This window comes from Hyalangium gracile, from assembly GCF_020103725.1.
Taxonomy (GTDB): Bacteria; Myxococcota; Myxococcia; order Myxococcales; family Myxococcaceae; genus Hyalangium; species Hyalangium gracile.
The window spans coordinates 451419-475889 of the sequence record NZ_JAHXBG010000001.1 but is presented as its reverse complement, the minus strand read 5'-3'; the positions used below and the strand labels follow the sequence as shown (position 1 = coordinate 475889).

The following is a 24471-nucleotide window of genomic DNA, read 5'->3' as shown; positions in this document are numbered from 1 at the left end:
GAGCATCATGATTCAGTTCAGGGACCGGGAACTCACGAACGAACGGCTCGTGTTGGACAGCAAGACCGAGCTCTACTACCTCGGCCATGACCTGACCCTGCGGGACTGCATCCTCGTCCTGAAAGTGCCAGCGAAGGCTCTGGTCATCACCAAGGCCCGGCTCATTGGCTGCGTCATCGAGGTCAAGCAGGAGCTCAAGAACTTCCATTGGAGCTCAGCCCTCTTGAGAGGTTGTCGCTTCACGGGGCACCTTTCAGGCAACGACTTCGGGAGCTGGCCCGATGAGGCCGAAGAAGGTGCAATCGAGGAGTGTGACTTCACGGCAGCGCAGCTGCATGGGTGCAGATTCATCGATTGTGACACGACGACACTCCGGTTTCCTTCCTGGCCGTGCTTTACCCTCTTGAACCCGGTTCGGCGGCTACACGAGTTGAATGCACTGCATTGGCCCGGGCAGGTCCAGACCCTGATCAAGGTCCTGGCGCGCAATCCAGAGTCATTGTCGGCCGTGACGTACTCGGCCACGGCGTTGGCGGAGAAATACGATGCCAGCGAGCAGGACATCCGGGCCACGGTGGAGAAGCTGGGCGGGGTGATCTACTGAGGTTCGGACGGCCGCGTCCCGTCACCTGCTGGACAGCTCGGCATCTGGACCGTCGAGTCCTCGGCGCATCGTGACGGCGGCGGCTGGCGGGGGGCTCTCGCGGCGCTCCGCACCCATGTCAGACTCGCCTCCTACAACGTTACGAGGGAGGCAGGATGAGCGACCAGGAGCCCTCGACCTTCGCGCCGCAGCGTCCTCGCGTCGTCCTGCGGCTGGTGCCTCCTCTTCCTCCCGAACCTCCCGCGCCTCCCGTGGAGCGTGTCCTCATCGAGACGTGGGGCTTGCGGCTGACGCGTGAGTGCCTCGAAGTCGGCGGCCAGACGTACCGGCTGGCGGAGCTCCGTGGCTTCCGGACGCGCCGCGAGTCCCCACGCCTGTCCCTGCCGCTGCTGCTGGCCGGAGTTTGCGTCACGCTGGCGGTGCCCCTGCTCCTCGCTCAGCCGGACTCGGGCCCCGTGTACGCGGCGCTCACGGGCATCACGGGCCTGGTGTTCGCCTCGCTGCTCCATGCCGTGGTGGCCTGCGAGAGGTACGGGCTCATCCTTCGCACGGCCGAGGGGGACCGCGAGGTGTTCCACACGCGGGACCACCAGCGCTTCGCCCGGGTGGTGGAGGCGCTCGACGCGGCGCTGGTGCGTCGGCTCCCGGAGTCGTCGCCGTCGCTCCGCGTCGTGTCGCCCTGATGCGGCGCGGTGGTGACGTCCCGCGCGGGGTGGCAAGCTACCGGGACGATGGTTGCACCCTTCCGTTGGCTCCGGCGCCGCCGGCTGATGCGTCGCCCGTTTCCTCCCGAGTGGCTCGGTTACCTCGAGGCGCGGGTGCCCTTCTTCCGCAAGCTGTCCCCGGAGCTGCGCCAGCGCTGCCTCGACCAGCTCAAGGTGTTCGCCTGGGAGAAGGAGTTCATCGGCGCCAACGGCTTCGTCATCACCGATGAGGTCCGCGTGGTGGTGGCGGCCACGGCCGTGCAGCTCGTGCTGCACCTGGGCCTCGGGCACTACGACAGGCTGCGAGAAGTCATCGTCTACCCGGGCGCCTTCAAGCTGCCGGAGCGCACGGGCATCGTGCTCGGCGAGGCGAAGCACTGGGGCCAGGTCATCCTCTCGTGGCAGGCCGTACTGGCCGGGCTCCACAACCCGCGGGACGGGCACGACACCGCGGCGCACGAGTTCGCCCATGTGCTGGACCGCGCGGACGGGGCCTTCGATGGGACGCCCAGGCTGCGGCAGTACTCGCACTACCAGGCCTGGGCCGCCGTGATGGACGAGCACTACCACGCCCTGCGCAAGGGCCGGCCTCACGAGCGCAAGGTGCTGGACGACTACGGCTCGCAGAACGAGGCCGAGTTCTTCGCCGTGGCCACCGAGTCCTTCTTCGAGAAGCCCCGGCAGATGCGCGAGAAGACGCCGGAGCTGTACGAGGAGCTGAAGCGCTTCTACGGCTGGGATCCGGCACTCGAGGCCTGAGCGCCCGCCAGGCGAGCGCTGGGCTCATTTCACCGCGCACGGGCCGCGGGCGCCCGTTCGTGCAGATTGCAATGGCAGCGGGGCAGGGAGCCGCGTAACCCCTTGGAATCCTTGAGCAGTCCAGGGTGAGGTCCTCGGTACGGCGGGTGCTTTGAGGTCTGGGAAAGGACCTCAACGCCATGACCTTCGAATACGCAGCCGGTGTCGTGCTCTCGGTGCTGCTCACCGGCTACCTCGTCTACGCCCTCCTTCAGCCCGAGCGTTTCTAGGAGGCTGCCATGACCGTCATCGGCTGGTTGCAGATCCTCCTGTTCTTCGCGCTGGTGCTCGCGCTGACGAAGCCGCTGGGGGGATACCTGTTCCGCGTCTTCGAGGGCGAGCGGCAGCCCCTGCCACGGGTGCTCGGGCCGGTGGAGCGCCTGCTGCTGCGGCTGTGTGGAGTCGACCCGAAGCACGAGCAGACCTGGAGCCAGTACACGCTGGCGCTGCTGGCCTTCAGCCTCGGCGGCCTGCTCATCACCTATCTCATCCTCCGGCTCCAGCACGTGCTGCCGCTCAACCCGCAGGGGCTCCCGGCGGTGGGCTCGGCGCTGGCCTTCAACACCGCCGCCAGCTTCACCACCAACACCAACTGGCAGTCCTACGCGGGCGAGTCGACGCTGAGCTACCTCTCCCAGATGGTGGGGCTGACGTGGCACAACTTCACGTCCGCGGCGGCGGGGCTCGGCGTGGCGCTGGCGCTCGCTCGCGGCTTCACCCGGCGCCCGGGCCTCGAGGGACGCAAGACGCTGGGCAGCTTCTGGGTGGACCTCATCCGGTGCCTGCTCTACGTGCTTTTGCCCCTGTGCGTCGTCTACGCGCTCTTCCTCGTGTCCCAGGGCGTGCCGCAGAACTTCGCGCCCTACCGCGAGCTGACCACGCTGGAGGGAGTGAAGCAGACGCTCGCCATGGGCCCGGTGGCCTCGCAGGAGGCCATCAAGATGCTGGGCACCAACGGGGGCGGCTTCTTCAACGCCAACAGCGCCCACCCCTTCGAGAACCCCACGCCGCTCACCAACCTGGTGCAGCTGGTCTCCATCTTCGCCCTGCCCGCGGCCCTCACGTACACGTACGGGAAGATGGCGGGGGACACGCGCCAGGGCTGGGCCCTCTTCGCCGCCATGAGCCTGCTGTTCTTCGTGGGCGTGGCCGGCCTCTACGCCGCCGAGTCCTCCGGCAACCCGGCCGTGGCCTCGGCGCAGGTGGCCCAGGCCGGCAACATGGAGGGCAAGGAGGCGCGCTTCGGCATCGCCGGCTCGGCGCTCTTCGCCACCGTCACCACGGACGCCTCGTGCGGCGCGGTGAACTCCATGCATGACAGCTTCACCGCGCTGGGCGGGCTGGTGCCCCTGGTGAACATCCAGCTCGGCGAGGTCATCTTCGGCGGCGTGGGCGCGGGCCTCTACGGCATCCTGGTGATGGCGGTGCTCGCCGTCTTCATCGCCGGGCTGATGGTGGGCCGCACGCCCGAGTACCTCGGCAAGAAGATCGAAGCGCGAGAGATGAAGCTCGCCATGCTGTACGTGCTCGTCTTCCCGCTGGTCATCCTCGGGCTGAGCGCGGTGGCCGCCGTGCTGCCCCAGGGCACCTCCTCGCTCGCCAACGCGGGGCCGCACGGCCTGTCGGAGATCCTCTACGCGTACACCAGCGCCGCGGGAAACAACGGCAGCGCCTTCGCGGGCCTGAACGCCAACACGCCCTTCTGGAACCTCACCCTGGGGGTGGCCATGCTGATGGGCCGCTTCCTGATGATGCTGCCGGTGCTGGCCATCGCCGGCTCCATGGTGGGCAAGAAGGACGTGCCGCCAGGCCCCGGCACCTTCCCCACCCACGGCGCGCTGTTCACCGGGCTGCTGGTGAGCGTCATCCTCGTCGTCGGAGCGCTCACGTTCTTCCCTGCCCTCTCCCTGGGCCCCATCGTCGAGCACTACCTCGCCGGGGCCGGAAAGGTGTTCTGACATGGCCTCCTCTTCCTCGAAGCCGACGTCGCTCTTCGAGCCGACGCTCCTCCGGCAGGCCGCCGTGGACGGCCTGCGCAAGCTCCACCCGCGAGACGTGGCTCGCAACCCCGTCATGTTCGTGGTGTGGGCGGCCAGCCTGCTCACCACGGTGCTGGTGGTGAAGGATCTCCTCGGGTCCGGGCCCACGGCCGCGCCGGCGTGGTTCACCGTCTCGGTGACGCTGTGGCTGTGGTTCACCGTGCTGTTCGCCAACTTCGCGGAGGCTGTCGCGGAGGGCCGAGGCAAGGCCCAGGCCGGCGCGCTGCGGAAGATGCGCAAGGACACCACCGCCCGCCGGCAGGTGGACGGGCGCGAGGAGCGGGTGCCCGCGCCCCAGCTGCGCAAGGGGGACCTCGTGGTGTGCGAGGCGGGGGACGTCATCCCCGGTGATGGCGAGGTGGTGGAGGGCATCGCCAGCGTGGACGAGTCCGCCATCACTGGCGAGTCCGCCCCCGTCATCCGTGAGTCTGGCGGAGACCGCTCGGCGGTGACGGGCGGCACGAAGGTGCTCTCGGACCGCATCGTCGTGCGCATCTCCGCCAACCCGGGAGAGTCCTTCCTGGACCGGATGATCGGCCTGGTGGAGGGCGCGGCGCGGCAGAAGACACCGAACGAGATCGCCCTCCACATCCTCCTGGTGGGGCTGACCCTCGTCTTCCTGATGGCGTGCGTGTCGCTGGTGCCGCTGGCGCTCTACTCGGGGGTGAAGCTGTCGGGCACAGCGGTGGTGGCGCTGCTGGTGTGCCTCATCCCCACGACGATCGGCGGCCTGCTGAGCGCCATCGGCATCGCGGGCATGGACCGGCTGCTGCGCAAGAACGTGCTCGCCATGAGCGGCCGAGCGGTGGAGGCGGCGGGGGACGTGGACACGCTGCTGCTGGACAAGACGGGCACCATCACCCTGGGCAACCGCATGGCCACGGAGCTGCTGCCCATGCCGGGCGTGCGCATGGAGGAGCTGGCGGAGGCCGCGCAGCTCGCGAGCCTCGCGGACGAGACGCCCGAGGGCCGCTCCATCGTCACCCTGGTGAAGGACGCATACAAGATGCGCCCTCGGGAGCTGCAGGCGCACCACGCCACCTTCGTACCCTTCACCGCGCAGACGCGCATGAGCGGCTGTGATCTCGTGGACCCTGCACCGCGCAGCATCCGCAAGGGCGCGGTGGACGCCATCGTCAAGCACGTGCAGAGCCAGGGTGGCACCGTTCCCGCCGAGATGGCCCAGGCCGCCGGGCGGATCGGCGACGCGGGAGGCACGCCGCTCGCGGTGTCGGACGGGGCGCGGGTGCTGGGCATCGTCCACCTCAAGGACGTGGTGAAGGGTGGCATTCGCGAGCGCTTCGAGCGCTTCCGCGCCATGGGCATCCGCACGGTGATGATCACTGGAGACAATCCGCGCACCGCGGCGGCCATTGCCCGGGAGGCGGGCGTGGATGACTTCCTGGCGGAGGCCACGCCGGAGGCCAAGCTGGCGCTCATTCGCGCCGAACAGGCCCGAGGCAAGCTGGTGGCGATGACCGGCGATGGCACCAACGATGCGCCGGCGCTGGCGCAGGCGGACGTGGGCGTGGCGATGAACACCGGCACCCAGGCCGCGAAGGAGGCCGGCAACATGGTGGACCTGGACTCCAACCCCACCAAGCTGCTGGAGGTGGTGGAGGTGGGTAAGCAGCTCCTGATGACGCGGGGCACGCTCACCACGTTCTCCATCGCCAATGATGTGGCGAAGTACTTCGCCATCCTCCCCGCGCTCTTCATGGGGGTGTTCCCGGAGATCGCTCCGCTGAACGTGATGGGGCTGACGTCGCCCTACAGCGCCATCCTCGCGGCGGTCATCTTCAACGCGCTCATCATCATCGCCCTGATTCCGCTGGCGCTCCGGGGCGTGCGCTACCGGCCGCTGGGCGCGGCGGCGCTGCTGCGGCGCAGCCTGCTCCTCTATGGCGTGGGCGGCGTCATCGTCCCCTTCGTCGGCATCAAGCTCCTCGATGTCCTGCTGACCGCCGTGGGGCTGGCTTGAGGGATGGATCGGCACAGGCCGCCCGTCCCGGAAAGGATTCCGTCATGCTGTCCGTACTCGTCACCGCGCTGCGTGTCTGTGTCGTCACCCTGGTGCTTACCGGGGGGCTGTACCCGCTGGTCGTCACGGGGGGAGCCCAGCTCCTCTTCCGCCATGAGGCGAATGGCTCGCTCGTCATGGATGAGCAGGGCCAGGTGGTGGGCAGTGCCCTCATCGCTCAGGGCTTCACCCACCCCGCGTACTTCCAGCCGCGTCCCTCCGCCGCGGGCAGTGGCTACGATGCCGCCGCGTCCTCCGGCAGCAACCTGGGGCCTACCTCGAGCAAGCTTCGCGACCGCGTCCTGGCCGACACGGAGCGTTTGCGCCGCGAGAATCCCGAGGCTCCGGGCCCCGTTCCCGCGGAGCTCGTCACCACGTCCGGCTCGGGGTTGGATCCACACCTGTCTCCCGAGGCGGTGCGCTGGCAGGTGGCGCGGGTTGCCCGGGCGCGTGGTGTAGCCCCCGAGCGGATCCTCTCCTGGGTGGAGACCGAGACGGAGGGCCGCACCCTGGGCGTGCTGGGAGAGCCTCGGGTGAACGTGCTGGCCTTGAACCTCGCGCTGGACCGGCAGTTCGGCCGGCCCGTGCTTCCGGGGCCTTCGGTGGGAGCGTCACCGTGAGGGCCCGTCACGCGAGCATGGCCTCGGTGCCGCAGAGGCGCTACACACGGGTGAAGACCTCTCTCCACACACGGGTTGGGGAGTGAGGCGAGGAGAGGGTACCGGCGTGAGGACGCGGCGCGCACGCGCGGAGGACTTCCTGGAGCTGGTGGAGCGGAGCCGGCGCGGTCGGCTCAAGCTCTACATCGGCTTCGCCGCCGGCGTGGGCAAGACGTACCGCATGCTGGAGGAGGCCCACGCCCTGAAGAAGCGCGGGGTGGACGTGGTGCTCGGCTTCATCGAGACGCACGGCCGCTCGGAGACCGAGGCGCTGGTGGCAGGCCTGGAGGCGGTGCCGCGAAAGGCCTTCACCTACCGCGACGTCACCATCGAGGAGATGGACCTGGACGCGGTGCTGGCTCGCAAGCCCCAGGTGGCCATCGTGGACGAGCTGGCCCACACCAACGTCCCGCTGTGCCGCAACACCCGGCGCTACCAGGACGTGCAGGAGCTGCTGTCGGCGGGCATCAACGTCATTGGGGCCTTCAACGTGCAGCACCTGGAGAGCCTCAACGACCTGGTGGAGCGAGCCACCGGCGTCATCGTCCGAGAGACGATCCCCGACAGCTTCCTCAAGAGCGCGGACCAGGTGGTGAACCTGGATCTCGCCGTGGAGGATCTCCACGAGCGCCTCAAGGCGGGGAAGATCTACGCGCCGGAGAAGGTGGCGCACGCGCTGGAGAGCTTCTTCAAGCAGGAGAACCTCTCCACGCTGCGAGAGCTGGCCCTGCGCGAGGTCGCCGAGAGCCTGGACCGCGCCACCGGCCAGCAAGCGCGAGGAGGCGAAGAGGCCTCGGCCAAGGCGGGAGGGTGGGGGCGGGTGCTGGTGGCGCTCTCCAGCTACCCGCCGCGCGCGGCGACGCTGCTGCGGCGGGGCTCTCGCATGGCGGGCCGGCTGAACACGGACTGGTTCGTCGTCTACGTGGAGACGCCTCGGGAGGCGCCGCACCTCATCGACGCGGAGGCGCAGCGACACCTGCTGGCGAACATCGAGCGGGCGCGGGAGCTGGGCGCGGAGGTGGTGCGCCTGCGAGGGAAGGATCCGGTGGAGGCCCTGCTGGACTTCGCGCGCTCGCATGGAGTGGGGCTCATCATCGTGGGGCGCTCGCATCAGTCGTGGTGGAGGCAGCGGCTGGGACTGGGCGCGGACGTGCGCCTGCTGCGAGAGGGCACGGGGTTCGACATCCACGTCGTCTCCTTCGACGCGCCGCCCGAGGAGCGCCGCCCATGACGCTGCGTGGCCGTCTGTTGCTGGCCCAGGCTCCGCTGGCGCTCGCGCTGGTGCTGGTGGGCGTGGTGGCCGTGGTGACGTTGGGGCGAGTGGGGCGCTCCGGACAGGAGATCCTCCAGGACAACTACCGCAGCGTGCTGGCCATGCAGCGGATGACGGAGGAGCTCGAGCGCATGGACCGGGCCGCCCTCTTCATCGTCGTGGGCGAGCGCCAGCGCGGACGAGAGCAGCAGGCTGTGCAGCGCCAGTTGCTGGAGACGGAGCTGCGCGTCCAGGAGCAGAACATCACCGAGCCCGGCGAGGTGGAAGCCACCCAGCGCCTGCGCGAGGCCTGGACGCGCTACCAGGCCGACTACGATGAGTTCCTCGCGTTGGACGGAACGGAGCCCACGCGAGAGCGCTACTTCTCGTCCCTGGCGGCGGCCTTCCAGGAGGCCAAGGCCGCGGCAGCCGCCATCATGGAGCTGAACCAGGACGCCATGGCGCGCAAGAGCGACTCCCTGCGCAGGCAGAGCCAGCGCGTGAACACGCTGATGGTGACGGCGGTGCTGGCCGCGTTCGTCGTGGGCCTGTTCGCCTCCGCGACGCTGACGCACCGGGCGCTGCGGCCGGTGTCCGTGCTCTCGCAGGCGGTGCGGAGGGTGGGGCAGGGGGACATGGCGGCGCGAGCGGTGGTGGAGGGGCGGGACGAGATCGCCTCGCTCAGCCGGGACTTCAACACCATGGCGGAGCGGCTCGAGCAGTACCAGCGCAGCAGCCTGGGCGAGCTGCTCCAGGCGCAGGCCGCCTCCCAGGCCGCGATCGACAGCTTGCCGGATCCGGTGATGGTGTTCGGAGCGGGAGGCGCGCTGCTCAACGTCAACCGCGCCGCGGAGGACGTGCTGAGGCTCTCGTTGGAGTCCGGAGGGGACGCGCTGGGGCGCACCGCACCGGAGGTACGCGAGGTGCTCGAGCGGGTGCGGACCCACGTGCTGGGAGGGAAGGGAGCCTACCAGCCGCGCGGCTACGAGGAGGCAGTGTCGGTGGCAGTGCCAGAGGGGCAGCGGTGGCTGCTGCCGCGAGGCAGCCCCGTGTACGGCGAGAGCGGTGACGTGGCGGGCGCCACGGTCATCCTCCAGGACGTGACGCGCCTGCGAAGGTTCGACGAGCTGAAGAATGACCTCGTGGCGACGGTGGCGCATGAGTTCCGCACGCCGCTGACGTCGCTGCGCATGGCCATCCACCTGTGCCTGGAGGGCGTGGTGGGGCCGGTGACGGAGAAGCAGGCGGACCTGCTGTTCGCCGCGCGAGAGGACTGCGAGAGGCTGCAAGGCATCGTGGATGACTTGCTGGACCTCTCGCGCATCCAGGCGGGGAGACTGCTGCTGAACCTCCAGCGGATCTCCACGGGGATGCTGGTGGAGCACGCGCTGGGCGCGCATCGGGTCGCGGCGGAGGACCGGAATGTGCGGCTGACCCAGGAGATAGCGCCCGAGGTGGAGGAGGTGGAGGTGGATGCCGACCGGGTGCAGTTGGTGCTGTCGAACCTGGTGGCGAACGGCGTACGGCACACGCCCTCGGAGGGAGAGGTGACGGTGCGGGTGGTGCGAGAGGAAGGCCGGGTGCGCTTCGAGGTGAAGGACACGGGCGAGGGGATTCCGCCCGAGGAGCAGGCGCGCATCTTCGAGAAGTTCTACCGAGCGCCGGGAGCACCGGCCGGCGGAGCCGGACTGGGCCTGTCCATCGCGAGAGACATCGTCCAGGCGCACGGGGGAGAGATAGGCGTGACGAGCGCACCGGGTCAGGGCAGCACGTTCTGGTTCACCCTGCCGCAGTCAGCTTGAGCCGGTTAGTGACCTGCCGGACCTGTCACGCCAGGATAGGTCCAGATTTTGGCGGCCCGACCTTGAACAAGCACATGCCGTGGGGACCTAAATAACAAAAAAAGAGGTCTCGCAAAGGACCCTGATTCCTCTCGCATTGTGGGGCGTGAGCTGCGCCGCGTTCCCTCTCAGACAGTCCCCGGTGTCTCCCCGGCTTTCACCTCACGCCAGGGGCCGTGGAAACGGGAGGCGGACTCTTGGGAGCACTGGGGGAAACTGCGGTCCGAGAGAGTCACGATAGGCCCTGAGAAATCGCCAGCAAAAACTCGGGCTCCTTGAGTTCCGTACAGGGTCGCGGATGCCCTCCAGGTGGCCGGAAAGGGCCCGCCAAGCGTCGGAATGTTCCGGCCCCCAAGTCCCGTGTGTGGGCTGCCGTGGCTCCTAGAGCCTCCCAGGCCACTGTGCGACGCCTGCGGGCCTGAGTACCTTCACGGTACCCCAAAGGGGCCTTGCTATTGTGGCAGGCCTGCCAGTTTAGAGATAGTCGATGATGTCGCTCTTAAAAGAGGCCGAGGACAGCCAGTTTGGCACAGATGATAGGGCCGAAGGAGCCCCAGACTTGGAGCACGTCCGCCGAGAGCCCTAGCGTATCACGCAACCCGACCAACACCGACTTGAGGACTGTCGGTGGTTGCCGGTCCTTTGCTGGCAAAACGCACTGCTCAGCCACGAAGGCCAATTGCTCCGTCGCCTCGCTCTTCCGTTCTGGAGTGAGCTGCGGGCTGGCCTCAACAGCAGTCAGGATCTTCTGAAGCGCGTTCGCCACCTCAGCATCGTTCAAATTGACTTGCGTGACAGCCGTGGTGAGCCGCTGTCGCACATCAGCCCTCCCGCTTGCAGAAGTTACGTTTGCCCCCTGTGAGTTGTGAGCGGTGGCCACACTTGCGTTATCACCCTGTACGAACGACCCATAGTTGTGGATGGTGATTGTTGAGGCGGCTTCCTTTTCTTTATTGCTGAACGTCATTCCATCCCCCAGAACCCCATGGGCCTCGAGTTCCAACGACCAGTTGAGAATCTTGTTTCGCACCGCATCTAAGATGCCAACTACAGCACTCTTGTCCAAGCGGCGCGCGGTAGGCAACCGACCGAAGGTACGATTGAGCTTGAGCAGTAACTCCATTTCTGGAGGGGAAATGGAAAGCTCGAACGGCCCATCCCCACGGGCCACTAACGAAGCAAGTTGACCTACAGGCGAATTGACCATGTAGGAAGAGAAGTGCTCGGCAATCCAACTGCTATCGCTCCAAACAACTGGCTGCGGACCGTGGAAGGGGTTCTTCACCACGAGAGCTGTAGGGATCTTGCGGTAGTCCGGGATCTTGTCATCTGAGGGATAGCCATTCAGCTCGTATTCGAGCCAAGCCGCGAACTCTGGTTGTTGCAACTTCACAGCAACGACCTTGGCTCTCCGCACCAATTCTACTACATCCGTCGCACTCTCCTGCGCCAGTGCCTGCAATTCGATAACCAAGGACGTTTGGGGCATCCTCTCCATCCTCCCTGAATACAAGGTTTGAGATATTCCACCCTGCTTCGGTCCAAAGTGCCTCCTCGCTGATTTTCACCACGGCGTCAAACGATTTTGCAATACTGGTACGATGGAGTCCTTAAGTGCCCGAGAGCCTCGACAACCCATTACATGTTACATGATGGACGGGTACGATTTTGGCGCTCCCCTGGGCCGTATGCAGGAACCGATTTTCGGTGGTACTCCGACAAGTTCCTGGCTAACGCGGGCAAACTAGAGCCCAGACATGGAGCGCATTGGGGAGACCTCTGGTATCACCCGGTTTGGCCAACTACGCTCGGATGACTTGGGTGCGAGGGAATTAGGCGGGAAAAGGAGCACTAATGTCTGACAAGTCCCTGGTGCTAGAGCTGCAGAGCTTGGCACAAGAAAATGCCACAGACCTAGCCGAGTTGTTGCGGCGTGCGAAGGTTGTGGCGGCGAAATTGCGACTTGGGGAGGTCGAAGCTTGGATTGAGCACGAAATGAACGGGTACCATGAAGGTATCGAAGTTCCAAAATACCGAAAGATCGCAACGCACTTGGTGATGGAAAAGACCATCTTCGGGACGCAAGCCGTGCGGTGGGGGGAGGGCCTGCGAGAACTAGCGGAACATTTCGCCTCAATCAATGCACGGCAGTCGGTTGGGGAACTTGCGCACATGCTTGCGGCGGGAGGTGAAATAACGGTCCTGGTTAGCCCCAGTGAGATGGCGGCACTTCTTAAGGTCAGCGATGATTTCAGGATCATCCCCGTCTCACGGCACGTGAGCAGAAGCGGGGTGGCAAACGTCTTGAATTCAGTGCGAAACAAGATTCTGGACTGGGCGCTGCAATTGGAGAGACAAGGCATCTTGGGCGCAGGAATGACATTCTCCAAGGAGGAAACGCAGGCGGCTGCCGGTGTCACTATCCTCAATTATGGAGCGCTCATCCAGGGGAGCCATGCGAGTGTCGCCATGGCAGATAGTTCACCTGGAGCGACCGTTACTACAGCGAAAAGTAGAGCCAGTGTGCAACAACGAGTTGACGTTGCTCTTACAGATACGCAGCGCAATAGAGACTGGGAGACTGCCCTCCAGCGAATAATGGCGGCTGTTCAGGCGAGCCAGCAACTGTCACCTGCGAAGAAAGACGAAGCTACGGAGCAGTTGGCGTTTATTGCTGAGCAGTGTGCGCTCCCTCCAGAGCAAAGGCACTTACCGAGTATCCTAACACCGGTGCTTGAGACGTTACGTGGGACACTTGGCTTAAGCGTTGACGTCCTACACGTCTGGTCTACATTCGAGCCGACTATCTGTGCCGTTCTCAGAGTGGGCCTTGGATAGCATGGCTTAGACTATAAGGGGACTCGAAGCTGAGGGATCCCCTCATCTTGCGGGCAGGCAGGCAAGCGGTGAGTGGAACGCTTGATGCGACAGGTAGGGTGGCGTGCATACTACGTGGCCGGTGAGTTCCTCCCCCCTCCACGAAGCGCAGGTCCATACCTTCCTCGAAGGCCTCTTCGGGCAGGATCTCCACGCCAAGCGCGTGCTGTCGTTGGCCTTGGCCACGTTGGGAGTGCTCCACGCAGCCAGCTTGTCGGTGTACGCCATCGGCCAGGCGGTAGCGCTGGCGCGGGGGACTCAGGGCAAGCATGGGGTGAAGCAAGTGGACCGACTGCTGTCCAACCCGGGCATTGCCGTATGGAAGCTGTTGGCCTTGTGGGTGCCGTACGTTTTGGGCCAACGCACCGAAGCCTTGGTGGCGCTGGACTGGACCGACTTCGAGCCGGACGACCAGACCACCTTGGTGGCCTCGCTCATCACGACACATGGACGGCCCACCCCCTTGGTATGGCTGACGGTGCAGAAGTCAGCGCTCCAAGGCCTGCGCAACGAGGTGGAGGATGCGGTGGTGCTGCGGCTGCGCGAGCTCATCCCCGCCGAGGTGAAGGTGACCGTGCTGGCCGACCGGGGCTTTGCCGACCAGAAGCTCTACGCGCTGCTGCACCAGGTGGGCTTTGACTACGTGATTCGCTTCCGTCAGTGCATTGCCGTGACCAGCCACCAGGGCGAGCGCCGCACGGCAGCCGACTGGGTGCCCAAGGCGGGCCGTCTGCGCTGCCTACCTCAATCGCGGGTGACCGCCGACGAGTGCCAGGTAGGCGCGGTGGTGTGCGTGAAGAAGAAAGGAATGAAGGAGCCGTGGTGTCTGGCCACCAGCCTGGAGCACGCCTCGGGGGCTGAAGTGGTGGCGCTCTACAGCCGCCGCTTCTCTATCGAGGAGAGCTTCCGCGACATCAAGGACCTGAGGTTTGGCATGGGCCTGTCCTCTGTGCGGATTGCCGACGCGGAGCGCCGCGACAGGTTGCTACTGCTCAGTGCCTTGGCCTGTGCCCTGCTGACACTGCTGGGCGCCGCAGGCGAAAGCTTGGGCATGGAGCGTTACCTCAAGGCCAACACCGTCAAGCGCCGCACCTACTCGCTCTTTCGCCAGGGCTGCATGTACTACCAAGCCATCCCCAACATGCCCGAGCACCGCCTGCGCCCACTGGTGGAGCGCTTCGCCCAACTCGTCTGCGAGCAGCCCATCTTCCGCGAGAGTTTCGGACTTTTATGAGGGGATGCCTCAGGACTCGAAGAGCACCGTTGGTCTCCCCCCGCTGTGTCAAGTCTACGGGTCCAGCGGGTGATTCAAGAGTTGAGGTAATCGCTCACCAGGGAAATGATCCGATGGAGTACTTGGATGCGGAGTTGGATGCCCTCTGGAACCAGCTCTGGGGAATCGAACACCGGATCAATCAAGGCGAGGGTCTGGTACTCACCGACAACATGCGTGATCTCCTCTTACGGGCCGCCCCTACGGTGGCTATCAGCGAGGCTGAAGCGCGCGCGGCTCTCGACAACGTGGAGAACGCTACCCGGTTGCTCCTGAAGATCCGGGAGCGCATGCGCGACGGCTCGAACCGGATCATGGATGCGCTCTACCGTACGGGCCAGCTTCGAAAGAAAGGGGACAGGGAGGGTGCGCGCCAACAGATGAGAGACGTGCTCGCCGTGGAGAGCGTGCCTCACTATCGGAAGATTGCGGAAGGTCAGTTGGCGGAACTGGACGACCTGCCATAGCTGCTGGACACAGGGGCCGATGGCCGTGGGCACAGTGCCCTTTGAGGACCGACGCGCACCTACGTGTGAGGTAGGCTGTGGACGGGAGACCACCGCCCCCTCTTTCACTTCCAGGCACGTATGGACAGCTCCTCCTCCCTCACGCCTCCTCCTGCCCTGCTTCCCCTGAACACGGTGCTCGAGGGCTGGCGCGTGGTGGCCTGGGCCGGATGCGGCGTCCACGGCGCCGTCTACCGCGCCGTCTCCGCTCTCGATGAGCTTGCCTCTCCCGTCGCGCTCAAGCTCGCGCTTCACCCGTCGAATCCTCGCTTCGCTCGGGAGGCGGAGCTGCTCTCCCGGTGCCTCCACCCCAGCATCCCTCGCCTGCTCGATCGGGGCTCCTGGCAGTCTCCCGCTGGCACCGTCCACCCCTTCCTGGTCCTCCAGTGGGTGGATGGCGTTCCTCTATATGATCAGCACCGCCTCCACCCGACCTCTCCGCCGGAGCTGCGGCGCTGGCTGCTCCAGCTGTCTCAGGCTGTGGCGACACTCCATGCCCAGGGCGCTGTCCATCGCGACATCAAGGGCGACAACGTCCTGGTGCGCCGCTCCGACGGCAGAGCCATGCTCATGGACTTCGGCACCGGCCTCTACCCGGGTGCCGCTCCCCTGACTCCGGCCATGGGCTTCCCGGGCACTCCGATCTACCGCTCGCCAGAGGCCTGGCTCTTCGAGATGCAGTTCTACAGATCGTCCACGGCCCGCTACCGTCCCTCCGCCGCCGATGACCTGTACGCCCTGGGTGTCACCGCCTGCCGGCTGCTCACCGGTGAGTACCCGGAGCCCGCTGTGCCCTCTCGGGACGAGCGCGGCACCTTGCACCTGGACAGTGTGCTTCTTCCGCGTGCGCTCCTGCGGCATCCCCATGTGGATCCCGCCTTGCGTGCCATCACCCTTCGACTGCTCTCGGTGAAGCCCGAGCAGCGGGGGACCGCGGCTCAACTGGCTCAGGAATTGGAGCAGACCCTCACGCCATTTCGGCGCCACAGCTCCACGGCTCCCTCGGCAACCGTGAGGACTCGAGCACGCACCCGGTTCGGATGGCGTTGGTGGGCACTGGCCGCAGCGAGCCTGGCCCTGGTCATCGGGACATGGCGGGTGCTCTCAAGCACGCCCCCTCAGGAGGGCGCTGTCACGCGAGCAGAGCCCCCGGTCGCGGACTCAGTGGACGCAGGGCCTGCAGGGCTCGGGGACACCGCAACCCCCGCAGCCCTGGAGAAGGAACCTGCCGACTCCACCCAGCAGGACCCGGTCGCGGACATTCCAGAACCCCAGCCAGGACAGATACGGCCCGATAGGAAGGGGCTTTGCCCTGGCAAGGGGATGCTCACCCTCAATGGTGGGTGCTGGGTCGAGACCACATGGGACGCTGAAAAGTGCCAGGAGTTCGGTGGCGAGATGGTGAAGGGCACCTGTTACCTGCCCGTCCTCCTTCCCGGGAAGAAGCGTCCCTCCACCTCTGGTCCCACGGAGGAACCGTGAGCACCAGGTTCCCTCTGGCCAGGGAGGTGCCCTGTCCGCGGACCGGTACTGAACTGGTATGACAAGCAGACCAGTTCGCACAGATTGCGCCCGGCAGGGAGGGCGGACCGGACGCGGGTTCAGCGCGTCGGCGTCAGCCCGCCATAGGGCGAGTTGGCAGGTCCGACCCACCTCAGGCCGAACAGGCCTCCCTCGGCGTCGTAGAGGACATTGAAGTTGCGCAGGAAGTGGCGGCCGGTGTTGACGAACGCGTTCTTGCCGTTCTTCGTCGTGATGACCTGCGCGGGCTGCATGTCGCTGCCCTTATCCCCGACCTTGAAGGTGTAGAACGCCATGGGGTGGTCGTTGCCCGGGAATCGGACGGTGACCTGGCTGCCGTCCTTCAGCACGGGGACCTGCCTCTTCGGGCTGCTCAGGTCAGGCGCGAGGACCGTCTGGACGGGCACCTCGGAGGTGACGGTCAGGTACATCTGCGGAATCCCCGTGTCGATCAGGACCTTGGCGGGGATGCAGGGCGACTGGTCCACGGCCACGCAGATGGATGCCTCCGGCCAGTCCTGCGGGTCTTTCGAATACTTCGGGCCAGTCAGCTGGGTGAAGGCGAAGCCACCCGCGTTCTCGGAGGTGAGACCGACGTGCACGCCCTTCTCGGTGATGATGTAGCCGCTCCGCATCGTGCCCTTCGCTACTGGCGCGCCGTTGATCTGGGTGATGTGGAGGAACGGGTTCTTGTCCGGCGTGCCCTGCGGCTGGCCATCGTGCTCGCGGCCGAAGCCCACGCCCATGTAGAAGATGCCGGGCTTCGCGGGCTTGAGCGGAGTGCCCGGGCAGGTCTCCTTGTCCGTCTGCTCGTTGTACTGAGGGCAGGTGGCCTCTTTCTCGACGACCAGCACCGGCACGGTCGCGGTGGCCAGTGGCGCGCCCTTGGCATCGTGGAAGGTCACGTTCTTGGGGATCCACCGGCCGACCCAGAGCAGCTTGCTGCTCGACAGGAACTCCCGGCCCAGCGGGTACTTCTCCGCCGCCTTGGCCGAGTAGCCCGCGAGGTCCGCCGCCGAGACCATGATGCCGGTGGTCCCCGTGTCCATCGTCACCAGGCAGGGCTTCGCGGGGTCCTTCGTGGCTCCCGAGGGAGCCGCTCCACACGCGGGCTTGCCCTCGACCGAGAGGTTGAACTCCAGCGCGTGGGTGAAGGCGGGGACGTTGGTCTCGGCGTTCGCGTAGGGAATGAACCGCGCGGCGGTATAGCCGGCGTAGTTTGGCGTGCTCGAGGGCTGCTCGGCGACCGCGACCGGTGCCAGGCCGGTGACGAGCAGGGCCGTGAGAAGGCGGCGCGACCGAGACAGTCGGAGCATGAGGGGAACGCAGGGAGACTCGTCTGAGGTGGACACGGGGGGGGCCTTTCGTGGAGGCGTGCGGTCCTCGGAAGAGGGCAACACGTCTGGATTCGCCTGGCGCGGATCGCCCAGGCACCGCGAATCCTGGCCCTTCCACCGAATGGACGCTGTGAGCCGGTTCACTGCGAAGCTGTGTCGCGGCTCACAGGCGCACCGCAGGAGGGCCCATGGGCTATCGTGGTTCACATGGAGACTTGGTGTCGCGCCCTCTTGCTCGGTCTTGCCACCCTTGTGGGAATGATCGCCTCGAGCTGCGCCTTGGTGGGGCGTCCGGCAGCTGTCCCGCCAACTGAACTGTCGGAATCCCCTCCTACTTATCTGGCGCAATCGGCAGTGGATGACTGTCGGCCTGGGGACTCCTCGATGGTCTGCTGCATCAAGAAGTTCCCCCTCACCCCTGTGGAGAGCTGCGGTGCCACAGCGGCAGAAGCCGCTGAAGTCCTCAATGGCATCAGGGGTCTCAACGAAGCCACGCAGACCACTGCGGAGGGTGTTTCAGACGATGGCGCGGCGAAGGACAAAGAGGATGACTTCGCCAATAACGCTCACCTTCCAGAGTGGAAGCAGGAATGCATCAGCAACTACGTAGCCTGCAAGAGCGAATCAGACTGGACTGGCCCTTGTTATGACTGCCTCCGACGATGCGAGGGGCAGCAGCGGTGGCCGTTCGCCACGTGTTCGCCACGCTCGAGCAAGAAGAGGTGAGATGATGGAGGGGCTCGACGCGGACTGGAATGAAGTCTGGGAGCTGAACCAGCGGATTCAGCGGGGTGAGGCGCTGGTGCTCACCGAAGAGGTGCGCGAGCTGCTGCGGCGCACCGGCCCAACGGTAGCCCTCAGCAGTGCCGAGATAGAAACGGCCCTCAACAGCGCGGAGAGCGCCTCTGCGCTGATCCAGAGAATCGATACACGTGTCCACGATGGTTCACGGAGACTCAGCGCGGCCCTGAACCGGATGTACCGCCTGCGGGATGCGGGAGACCTCGAAGGGGCGCGCCAACAGATGCGGGACGTGCTCGCCGTGGAAGTCGTGCCACACTATCGGGATATCGCTGAAGGCCAGTTGGAACGACTCGACGAGTAGCGAAGCGGAAGCACTCCGCGCCGGACTACTCCGTGGGCGCCGACTCGTACTTCTTGCGCTTGCGCCACAGCGTGGAGGCGTCGATGCCGAGGATGCGCGCCGCCTCCTCCAGCGTGGGAGCGCTGGCCAGCACCCGGAGGATGTGCTCGCGCTCCACCTCCTCCAGCGTGTGCGGCCCGCCCAGCACCATCACCGGGCCCACCGCCGCGGCGATGCGGTCGGGGAAGGCCTGCGGCTCCAGCACGTTCGCCGGCCAGACGATGAGCGCCCGCTCGATGGCGTTGCGCAGCTCGCGCACGTTGCCCGGCCACCCGTACGCCAGCAGCATCCGCTCCGTCGCTGGCGACAGCTCCGGCACCGGCCGCTTCGCCGCCCTCGCGAAGAAGGCCACGAAGCGCCGCGCCAGCATGAGCACATCCTCCGGCCGCTCCCGCAGCGCCGGCAGCTTCACCTCCACCACGTTCAGCCGGTACAGCAGGTCCTCGCGGAAGCGGCCCTCGGCCACGTCCTTCTCCAGGTCCCGGTTGGTGGCCGCCACCACCCGCACGTCCGCCCGCCGCGTGCGCCCCTCGCCCAGCCGCTCGAACTGCTTGTCCTGCAGGAAGCGCAAGAGCTGCGCCTGGAGCGCCGGGCTCATCTCCGCCACCTCGTCCAGGAAGAGCGTGCCCCCTTCCGCCTGCTCCACCCGTCCGGGCTGGTCCCTCACCGCCCCCGTGAAGGCCCCCCGCATGTGGCCGAACAGCTCGCTGGCCAGCAGCTGCTCGGAGAGCGTGGGGCAGTTCACCGTCACGAAGGGCCGCCGCCGCCGAGGGCTCAGCGAGTGCAGCGTCCGCGCCAGCACTCCCTTGCCCGTGCCGCTCTCGCCTCGCAGCAGCACCGCCGCGTCCGAGGCCGCCGCCCGCTCCACCAGCCCGATGGCCGCGTGCATCGCCGGCGAGGCCGTCTCCAGCGTGGCCTCCGGCGCCGTCTGCGCCAGCTGCCCCTCCAGGTCCCCCAGCCGCGAGCTCAGCTCCCGGTGCGCCCGCGCCCTGTCCACCACATGGCGAATCTGCGCCGGGGTGAAGGGCTTGGGCAGGTAGTCGCGCGCCCCGCGCTTCACCGCCTCCACCGCCGTGTCGAACGTCGCGTAGGCGGTGATGAGCACGATGTCCAGGCTCGGTGACTCGGCCAGCATCCGGGGCACCAGCTCCAGCCCGCTCGCCGTGCCCAGCCTCAGGTCCACGAAGGCCAGGTCCGCCGGCCCCTGGGCCAGCGCCGCCAGCGCCGCCTCCGGAGTGGTGGCCTCTCGCACCACGCAGCCAAACCCCTCCAGGCAGATGCGCAGCGTGTGGCGGATGTTGCGCTCGTCGTCCACCACCAGCACCCGCATGGGGCTGGGGGCGACAGGCTCGGCTTCGGGCCGTGATTCCATGTGTCCCATCTTATTCACCCCCCGTGCGCCGGGTCCGCCCTGGCTGCCATCTCCCGTACAGCCGGACTTCAGAGCGCTGGAAACCGCCCGCTCCCTGCGGCATGAGGAGGCATGCGCTGGAGCGTGCGATGACGGAAGACACGGACCCGTCGGGTGGAGGACTGTTCTCGAGGGACCTGGCCCCGCCGTCGCGCGCGCCCAGGTGGCCCCGCTTCGCGTTGATCGGCGGCATCGCCGTGATGTCCCTCATCGTGTGGGTGTGGGTGAACCGCTCGACGGAGGGCGCCGTCCGGGCCATGTCTCCGGCCCAGCGCGCGGCCCTCTATAAGGAGGCGTGGGCGGATCAGCGCGCGCACTGTCTCGGCGGCGAGGGCCCGCAGGAGACGCCGAGCCGCTGCCGGCAGCGGGCCGAGTTCCTCCTGAACTTCCCCCAGTGCGACGAGGCCTGCCGCGCGGAGCTGGCTCCCTCGCTCCAGCCCACCACGCCCTGAGCACCCCGAGAGGGTGTTCCCGAGGGCACCTTCCGCTGGCGCCAGCTTTGGTAGGGTTGCCCGACGTGAGCGCTCCTCCGTCCTCCTCGCCTCGCTGGCTGCTGTATGGCGCCTCCGGCTACACCGGCCGGCTCATCGCCGAGGAGGCCGTGCGTCGCGGGCACAGGCCCGTGCTCGCCGGCCGCTCCCACGAGAAGCTGGCCCCCCTGGCCGAGCGGCTGGGCCTCGAGCTGGCCGTGGTGGGGCTGGAGGACGTGCGCACCCTGGTGTCCACGCTGGAGGGCCTGCCCCTGGTGCTCCACGCCGCCGGCCCCTTCGTCCGCACCAGCCAGCCCATGGTGCAGGCGTGCCTGGCCGCGGGCTCGCACTACCTGGACATCACCGGGGAGATTCCCGTCTTCGAGAGCATCTTCCAGCACGACGCGGAGGCCCGCTCGCGCGGCCTCACCCTCATGTCCGGCGTGGGCTTCGACGTGGTGCCCACCGACTGCCTGGCGCGCCACGTGGCCGAGAAGGTGCCCGGCGCGCACGAGCTGGACCTGGCCCTCTCCATCACCGAGCGGGTGGCGAGCCCCGGCACCGCCAAGTCCATGCTGGAGCAGCTGCCCCAGGGCGGGCGCGTGCGGCGCGGCGGAGCGCTCCAGCCGTGGCCCATGGGCAAGGGGCTGCGCCGCGTGCGCTTCTCCGACGCCGAGCACACCGTGGCCCCCATCCCCTGGGGAGACCTGGTGACGGCCTGGCACACCACGGGCATCCCCAACATCACCACCTATATGACGCTGCCGCGCGCCGCGGCCCGGTTCATCCGCTTCACCTACCCGCTGCTCAAGCGGGTGCTCTCGGTGGACGCCGTCCGCCACGGGGCCGAGCGCCTCATCGAGTCCCGCGTCCACGGGCCCGGGGAGACGGCTCGCAGCGAGAGCCGCACCCACATCTGGGCCGAGGCCCGCGCGGCGGATGGCCGGCGCGCCCAGGCCTGGCTGGAGCTGCCCGAGGCCTACGCCTTCACCGCCGTGGCCGCGGCGCGCGCCGTGGAGGAGGTGCTGGCGCGCAAGCCGCAGGGCTCGCTCACCCCGGCGGGCGCCTTCGGGGCGGACTTCGTGCTCTCCATTGATGGGTGTCGGCGGCTGGACGCCCTGGCTTGAGGAGCGGGGCCTGGCTGCCTGCCCGGCGTCCAGGCGACCCGAGGGGTTGGGCTTGCCTGCCCCCTCCCTCAAAGGCTGTAAGGAGATGTGTTGTCGAGGGTTGGATGCCCGGCACGCGCGCTGGGGAGTCCTTGAGTGGTGGGGGGATCAGACGGCTATCCTGCGGGGTAGGATGGTCCTGCGCTGTCGGAGCCACGGGCGCCGGCAGCCCTGGAAGGAAACGAGACATGGTCTGGCGCAGCAGGCCTCGAGTGGGGGCGCGCTTCCCTGCGAAGCGCTCCCTCGTGCCAGGTGAGAGGCGATGACGCTGACGTTCAAGCAGAAGATGATGCTGCTGCCGGTGCTGGCGGCGGTGTTCCTGCTGGCCATTCTGGCCATCTCGATCGTGATCGGCGTCCGGGCGGCCAACGCGCATGCCCGCATCGAGCAGGGCTACGCGCCGGCGCTCGCCCGGAGCCAGGAGCTGATGACGGAGCTGCAGACGCTCCACCACGAGCTGCAGGACGCGGTGACAGCGAAGGACACGCGCCGGCTGGAGCCCATGCGGGCCCTGGCGCGCAAGCTGGCCTCGAGCCTGGAGACGGCGCACCGCAACCCGGTGCTCAGCTCGCAGCACCTCTCGGTGCTCCAGCAGGACTTCAGCCTGTACACGCAGGAGATGGAGAAGGCGGTGGAGCTGCACGCCCGCGACGACGCGCAGGCCTCCGCGGCGCTCGTCCGGGTGAACACGCGCTTCGAGTCCCTGCACCGGGCGCTCCAGCTCATGGTGGAGGAGCACCAGCGAGGGCTGGCGGACGCCTTCTACCGGGCGAGCCTCTCGGGCTCTCGGGGCCGGGTGCTGATCGCGGTGCTGGTGGCGCTGTGCATCCTGTCGCTGGCCGGCTTCACGTGGTGGACGGTGCGCGAGGTGGCCGAGCCGCTGGTGCGCCTGGCGGAGACGGCCCAGCGCATCGCGGTGGAAGGGGACCTGACGCTCACCATCGACGTGACCGCCAAGGACGAGGTGGGCAGCCTGGCCACGAGCCTGGAGGCGCTGGTGAACCGGCTGCGCTCGGTGCCGGTGGCGCTCCAGGGGCTGGTGGGTGAGCTGACCACGGCCTCCGAGCGGCTGACGAAGGTGAGCCAGGAGCAGATCAACTTCCTCACCGAGCAGGCGCGCAGCCTGTCCGAGGCCGGCACGACGATGGCGGAGATCGCCCAGACGTCCAGCATGGCCTCCAGCCGCGCGGAGATGGTGCTCAACGTGGCCGAGCAGGCCGACAGCTTCACCGCGGCCAGCCAGCAGACCATCGAGCAGAGCGCGCAGGGGTTGGAGCAGATCCGCCAGCGCGTGAGCGCGATGGTGGGCAGCATCGGCCAGCTGTCCGAGCAGGCCGTGCACGCGCGCGAAATCATCGGCAGCGTGAAGGACCTGGCGGACCAGAGCAACGTGCTGGCGCTCAACGCCGCCATCGAGGCCTCGCGCGCCGGCGAGGGCGGCCGAGGCTTCGCGGTGGTGGCGCGCGAGATGCGCTCCTTGAGCGGCGAGTCGCTCAAGAGCACCGAGCGCATCGGGAAGATCCTCCTCGACATCAACACGGCCATCCGTCAGGCGGTGACGGCGGCCGAGGGCGACAGCAAGCAGATGGAGGAGGGCATCGAGCAGGTGCTCTCCTCGGCCAACAAGCTCAAGGAGATCACCAACGTCATGCAGCAGAGCAGCAACGCGGCTCGGCAGATCGTCGCCTCGGTGACGCAGCAGAACGCGGGCATCTCGCAGATGACGGACGTGATGACGCAGCTGTCGGGCATGATGGGCGACGTGGTGCAGGCCACCTCCACGGCGGAGGAGGCGGTGGGGCAGATCAACGCCACGGTGTCCCAGCTGCGGAAGATCGTCTCCGAGTTCCGGGTGTAGCCGCTCGCTCCCTGTCGGACGAAGGGGGCGGAGAGTCAGCATTCCTCGGCGGGTGGTGTGTGTTGCTACCTTCCGGTCATGGGACGCACCATCGCGGTCATCAACGGCGAGCAGTACTGGCACTCCTACTTCCCTGGGGATGAGGTCGTCTATCGCCGCATCCAGGACTGCGCGTGGGTGCTCCGCGACGGGGAGCTGTGGTGCATCGATCGGGAGAATGCGACCCGGCTGGATGGAGTGCTCTGGCGGGTGGGCGCCATCCGTCCGAGTGAGCGCTACCGGACGGCGCTGGAGGTCATCCGTCTCAGCGGCGTGCCGTGCGTGAACCCGGCGGACGTGCTGCTGCGTGGCTTCGAGCGGCTCTCGATGCTCGCGGAGCTGCGTGCGGCCGGGCTGCGGGTCATCCCGTTCGATGTCGCCCAGGGAGACGACATGGCGCGCCGGCTGGGGAGGACGTTCCCGCTGGTGGTCAAGGCCGGCAACCACCATGGAGGCTACGGCAAGGTCCTGGTTCGCGACAGCGAGGCCTGGGGCGACGTGGCGGACCTGCTCTTCGCCGTCGAGGAGTACGTCACCGTCGAGCCCTTCATCGACTACCGGCGCGACGTGCGCTGCCTGGCGGTGGGCGACCGGTTCTGGGCGATGGAGCGCGAGGGCCGCGGCTGGAAGGCGAACGTGGACACCCGGAAGTATCGCCTCATCGAGCCTCCCGAGGTGCTCGTCGAGCAGACGCGCGCGGCGATGAACCACCTGCGCGCGGACACGCTGGCGCTCGACTTCCTCGAGCAGGAGGGCGGGCAGTTCGTCGTGCTGGAGAGCAACGACACGCCAGGGTACTCGGGCTTCCCGGAGGAGGTCCGCGCCGCCCTGGCGGACTGCTTGAAGCGTCGCCTGCGCTGACGGTGCGGTAGGGCCCCCGGCTGGGAGCAGTCCTGCTCGTCACTGTGCGGAAACGTCGGGACTTTTACGGCTCAAAACCCCCGACGTTTCC

The 24471-nt window shown here is 67.4% G+C and carries 21 protein-coding genes; 18 read left to right on the top strand and 3 right to left on the bottom strand.

The annotated features are described in order from the left end of the window. Positions 1–7: 7 nt before the first annotated feature. The 9 genes from KY572_RS02055 to KY572_RS02015 all read left to right on the top strand — a co-directional run bounded on the left by KY572_RS02055 (position 8) and on the right by KY572_RS02015 (position 9878). Entirely contained in the window at positions 8–604 is a 597-nt protein-coding gene (locus KY572_RS02055; RefSeq protein ID WP_224240431.1) for a hypothetical protein, read from the top strand. A 155-nt stretch (positions 605–759) separates the two neighbouring features. Continuing rightward, positions 760–1287, top strand: coding sequence for a DUF6232 family protein (locus tag KY572_RS02050; RefSeq protein WP_224240430.1), 528 nt, complete (start codon positions 760–762; stop codon positions 1285–1287). A gap of 48 nt (positions 1288–1335) precedes the next feature. Beyond that, positions 1336–2067, top strand: a complete 732-nt coding sequence (locus tag KY572_RS02045) for a M90 family metallopeptidase (RefSeq protein ID WP_224240429.1) — start codon at positions 1336–1338, stop codon at positions 2065–2067. A gap of 179 nt (positions 2068–2246) precedes the next feature. Next, positions 2247–2336, top strand: a complete 90-nt coding sequence (gene kdpF, locus KY572_RS02040) for a K(+)-transporting ATPase subunit F (protein ID WP_224240428.1) — start codon at positions 2247–2249, stop codon at positions 2334–2336. A gap of 9 nt (positions 2337–2345) precedes the next feature. Next, the gene (gene kdpA / locus KY572_RS02035) at positions 2346–4064 is read left to right on the top strand and encodes a potassium-transporting ATPase subunit KdpA (RefSeq protein ID WP_224240427.1); all 1719 of its coding nucleotides are present in this window, start codon (positions 2346–2348) and stop codon (positions 4062–4064) included. A gap of 1 nt (position 4065) precedes the next feature. Then, positions 4066–6126 (top strand): potassium-transporting ATPase subunit KdpB, encoded by a 2061-nt coding sequence (gene kdpB, locus KY572_RS02030; RefSeq protein WP_224240426.1) that lies wholly within the window; start codon positions 4066–4068, stop codon positions 6124–6126. A 44-nt stretch (positions 6127–6170) separates the two neighbouring features. Further along, entirely contained in the window at positions 6171–6785 is a 615-nt protein-coding gene (gene kdpC / locus KY572_RS02025) for a potassium-transporting ATPase subunit KdpC (protein ID WP_224240425.1), read from the top strand. 106 nt (positions 6786–6891) lie between these two features. After that, entirely contained in the window at positions 6892–8055 is a 1164-nt protein-coding gene (locus KY572_RS02020; RefSeq protein ID WP_224240424.1) for a sensor protein KdpD, read from the top strand. Further along, positions 8052–9878: a HAMP domain-containing sensor histidine kinase gene (locus tag KY572_RS02015; protein ID WP_224240423.1), complete on the top strand. Its 1827-nt coding sequence runs from the start codon at positions 8052–8054 to the stop codon at positions 9876–9878. Before KY572_RS02020 ends, KY572_RS02015 begins: the two co-directional genes overlap by 4 nt. Positions 9879–10416: 538 nt before the next feature. Here KY572_RS02015 and KY572_RS02010 read toward each other — a convergent pair. Next, a complete protein-coding gene (locus tag KY572_RS02010) occupies positions 10417–11406 on the bottom strand; it encodes an AbiTii domain-containing protein (RefSeq protein WP_224240422.1) in 990 nt (329 codons plus the stop codon). A 365-nt stretch (positions 11407–11771) separates the two neighbouring features. Here KY572_RS02010 and KY572_RS02005 point away from each other — a divergent pair, with 365 nt between their 5' ends. From KY572_RS02005 to KY572_RS01990, 4 genes are all read left to right on the top strand, one after another. Then, the gene (locus KY572_RS02005) at positions 11772–12755 is read left to right on the top strand and encodes an AbiTii domain-containing protein (protein ID WP_224240421.1); all 984 of its coding nucleotides are present in this window, start codon (positions 11772–11774) and stop codon (positions 12753–12755) included. A gap of 121 nt (positions 12756–12876) precedes the next feature. Continuing rightward, complete coding sequence (locus tag KY572_RS02000; RefSeq protein WP_224240420.1) at positions 12877–14028, top strand: IS4 family transposase; 1152 nt, start codon at positions 12877–12879, stop codon at positions 14026–14028. Positions 14029–14141: 113 nt separating this feature from the next. Then, entirely contained in the window at positions 14142–14534 is a 393-nt protein-coding gene (locus KY572_RS01995) for a DUSAM domain-containing protein (protein ID WP_224240419.1), read from the top strand. 120 nt (positions 14535–14654) lie between these two features. Beyond that, entirely contained in the window at positions 14655–16055 is a 1401-nt protein-coding gene (locus KY572_RS01990) for a serine/threonine-protein kinase (RefSeq protein WP_224240418.1), read from the top strand. A gap of 119 nt (positions 16056–16174) precedes the next feature. Here KY572_RS01990 and KY572_RS01985 read toward each other — a convergent pair whose 3' ends face one another. After that, complete coding sequence (locus KY572_RS01985) at positions 16175–17410, bottom strand: hypothetical protein (RefSeq protein ID WP_224240417.1); 1236 nt, start codon at positions 17408–17410, stop codon at positions 16175–16177. 748 nt (positions 17411–18158) lie between these two features. Here KY572_RS01985 and KY572_RS01980 point away from each other — a divergent pair. Continuing rightward, positions 18159–18536 carry a DUSAM domain-containing protein gene (locus KY572_RS01980; RefSeq protein WP_224240416.1) on the top strand — a complete coding sequence of 126 codons (378 nt, stop codon included), beginning with the start codon at positions 18159–18161 and terminating at the stop codon, positions 18534–18536. A 25-nt stretch (positions 18537–18561) separates the two neighbouring features. Here KY572_RS01980 and KY572_RS01975 read toward each other — a convergent pair whose 3' ends face one another. Continuing rightward, the gene (locus KY572_RS01975; RefSeq protein ID WP_224240745.1) at positions 18562–19905 is read right to left on the bottom strand and encodes a sigma-54-dependent transcriptional regulator; all 1344 of its coding nucleotides are present in this window, start codon (positions 19903–19905) and stop codon (positions 18562–18564) included. Between the two features lie 170 nt (positions 19906–20075). Between KY572_RS01975 and KY572_RS01970 the strand changes: the two genes are divergently transcribed. From KY572_RS01970 to KY572_RS01955, 4 genes are all read left to right on the top strand, one after another. Further along, the gene (locus KY572_RS01970; RefSeq protein WP_224240415.1) at positions 20076–20438 is read left to right on the top strand and encodes a hypothetical protein; all 363 of its coding nucleotides are present in this window, start codon (positions 20076–20078) and stop codon (positions 20436–20438) included. Positions 20439–20503: 65 nt separating this feature from the next. Next, complete coding sequence (locus tag KY572_RS01965) at positions 20504–21583, top strand: saccharopine dehydrogenase family protein (protein WP_224240414.1); 1080 nt, start codon at positions 20504–20506, stop codon at positions 21581–21583. Positions 21584–21884: 301 nt separating this feature from the next. Then, the gene (locus KY572_RS01960; protein WP_263451274.1) at positions 21885–23480 is read left to right on the top strand and encodes a methyl-accepting chemotaxis protein; all 1596 of its coding nucleotides are present in this window, start codon (positions 21885–21887) and stop codon (positions 23478–23480) included. 78 nt (positions 23481–23558) lie between these two features. Further along, entirely contained in the window at positions 23559–24380 is an 822-nt protein-coding gene (locus tag KY572_RS01955; protein ID WP_224240413.1) for an ATP-grasp domain-containing protein, read from the top strand. Positions 24381–24471 lie beyond the last annotated feature (91 nt).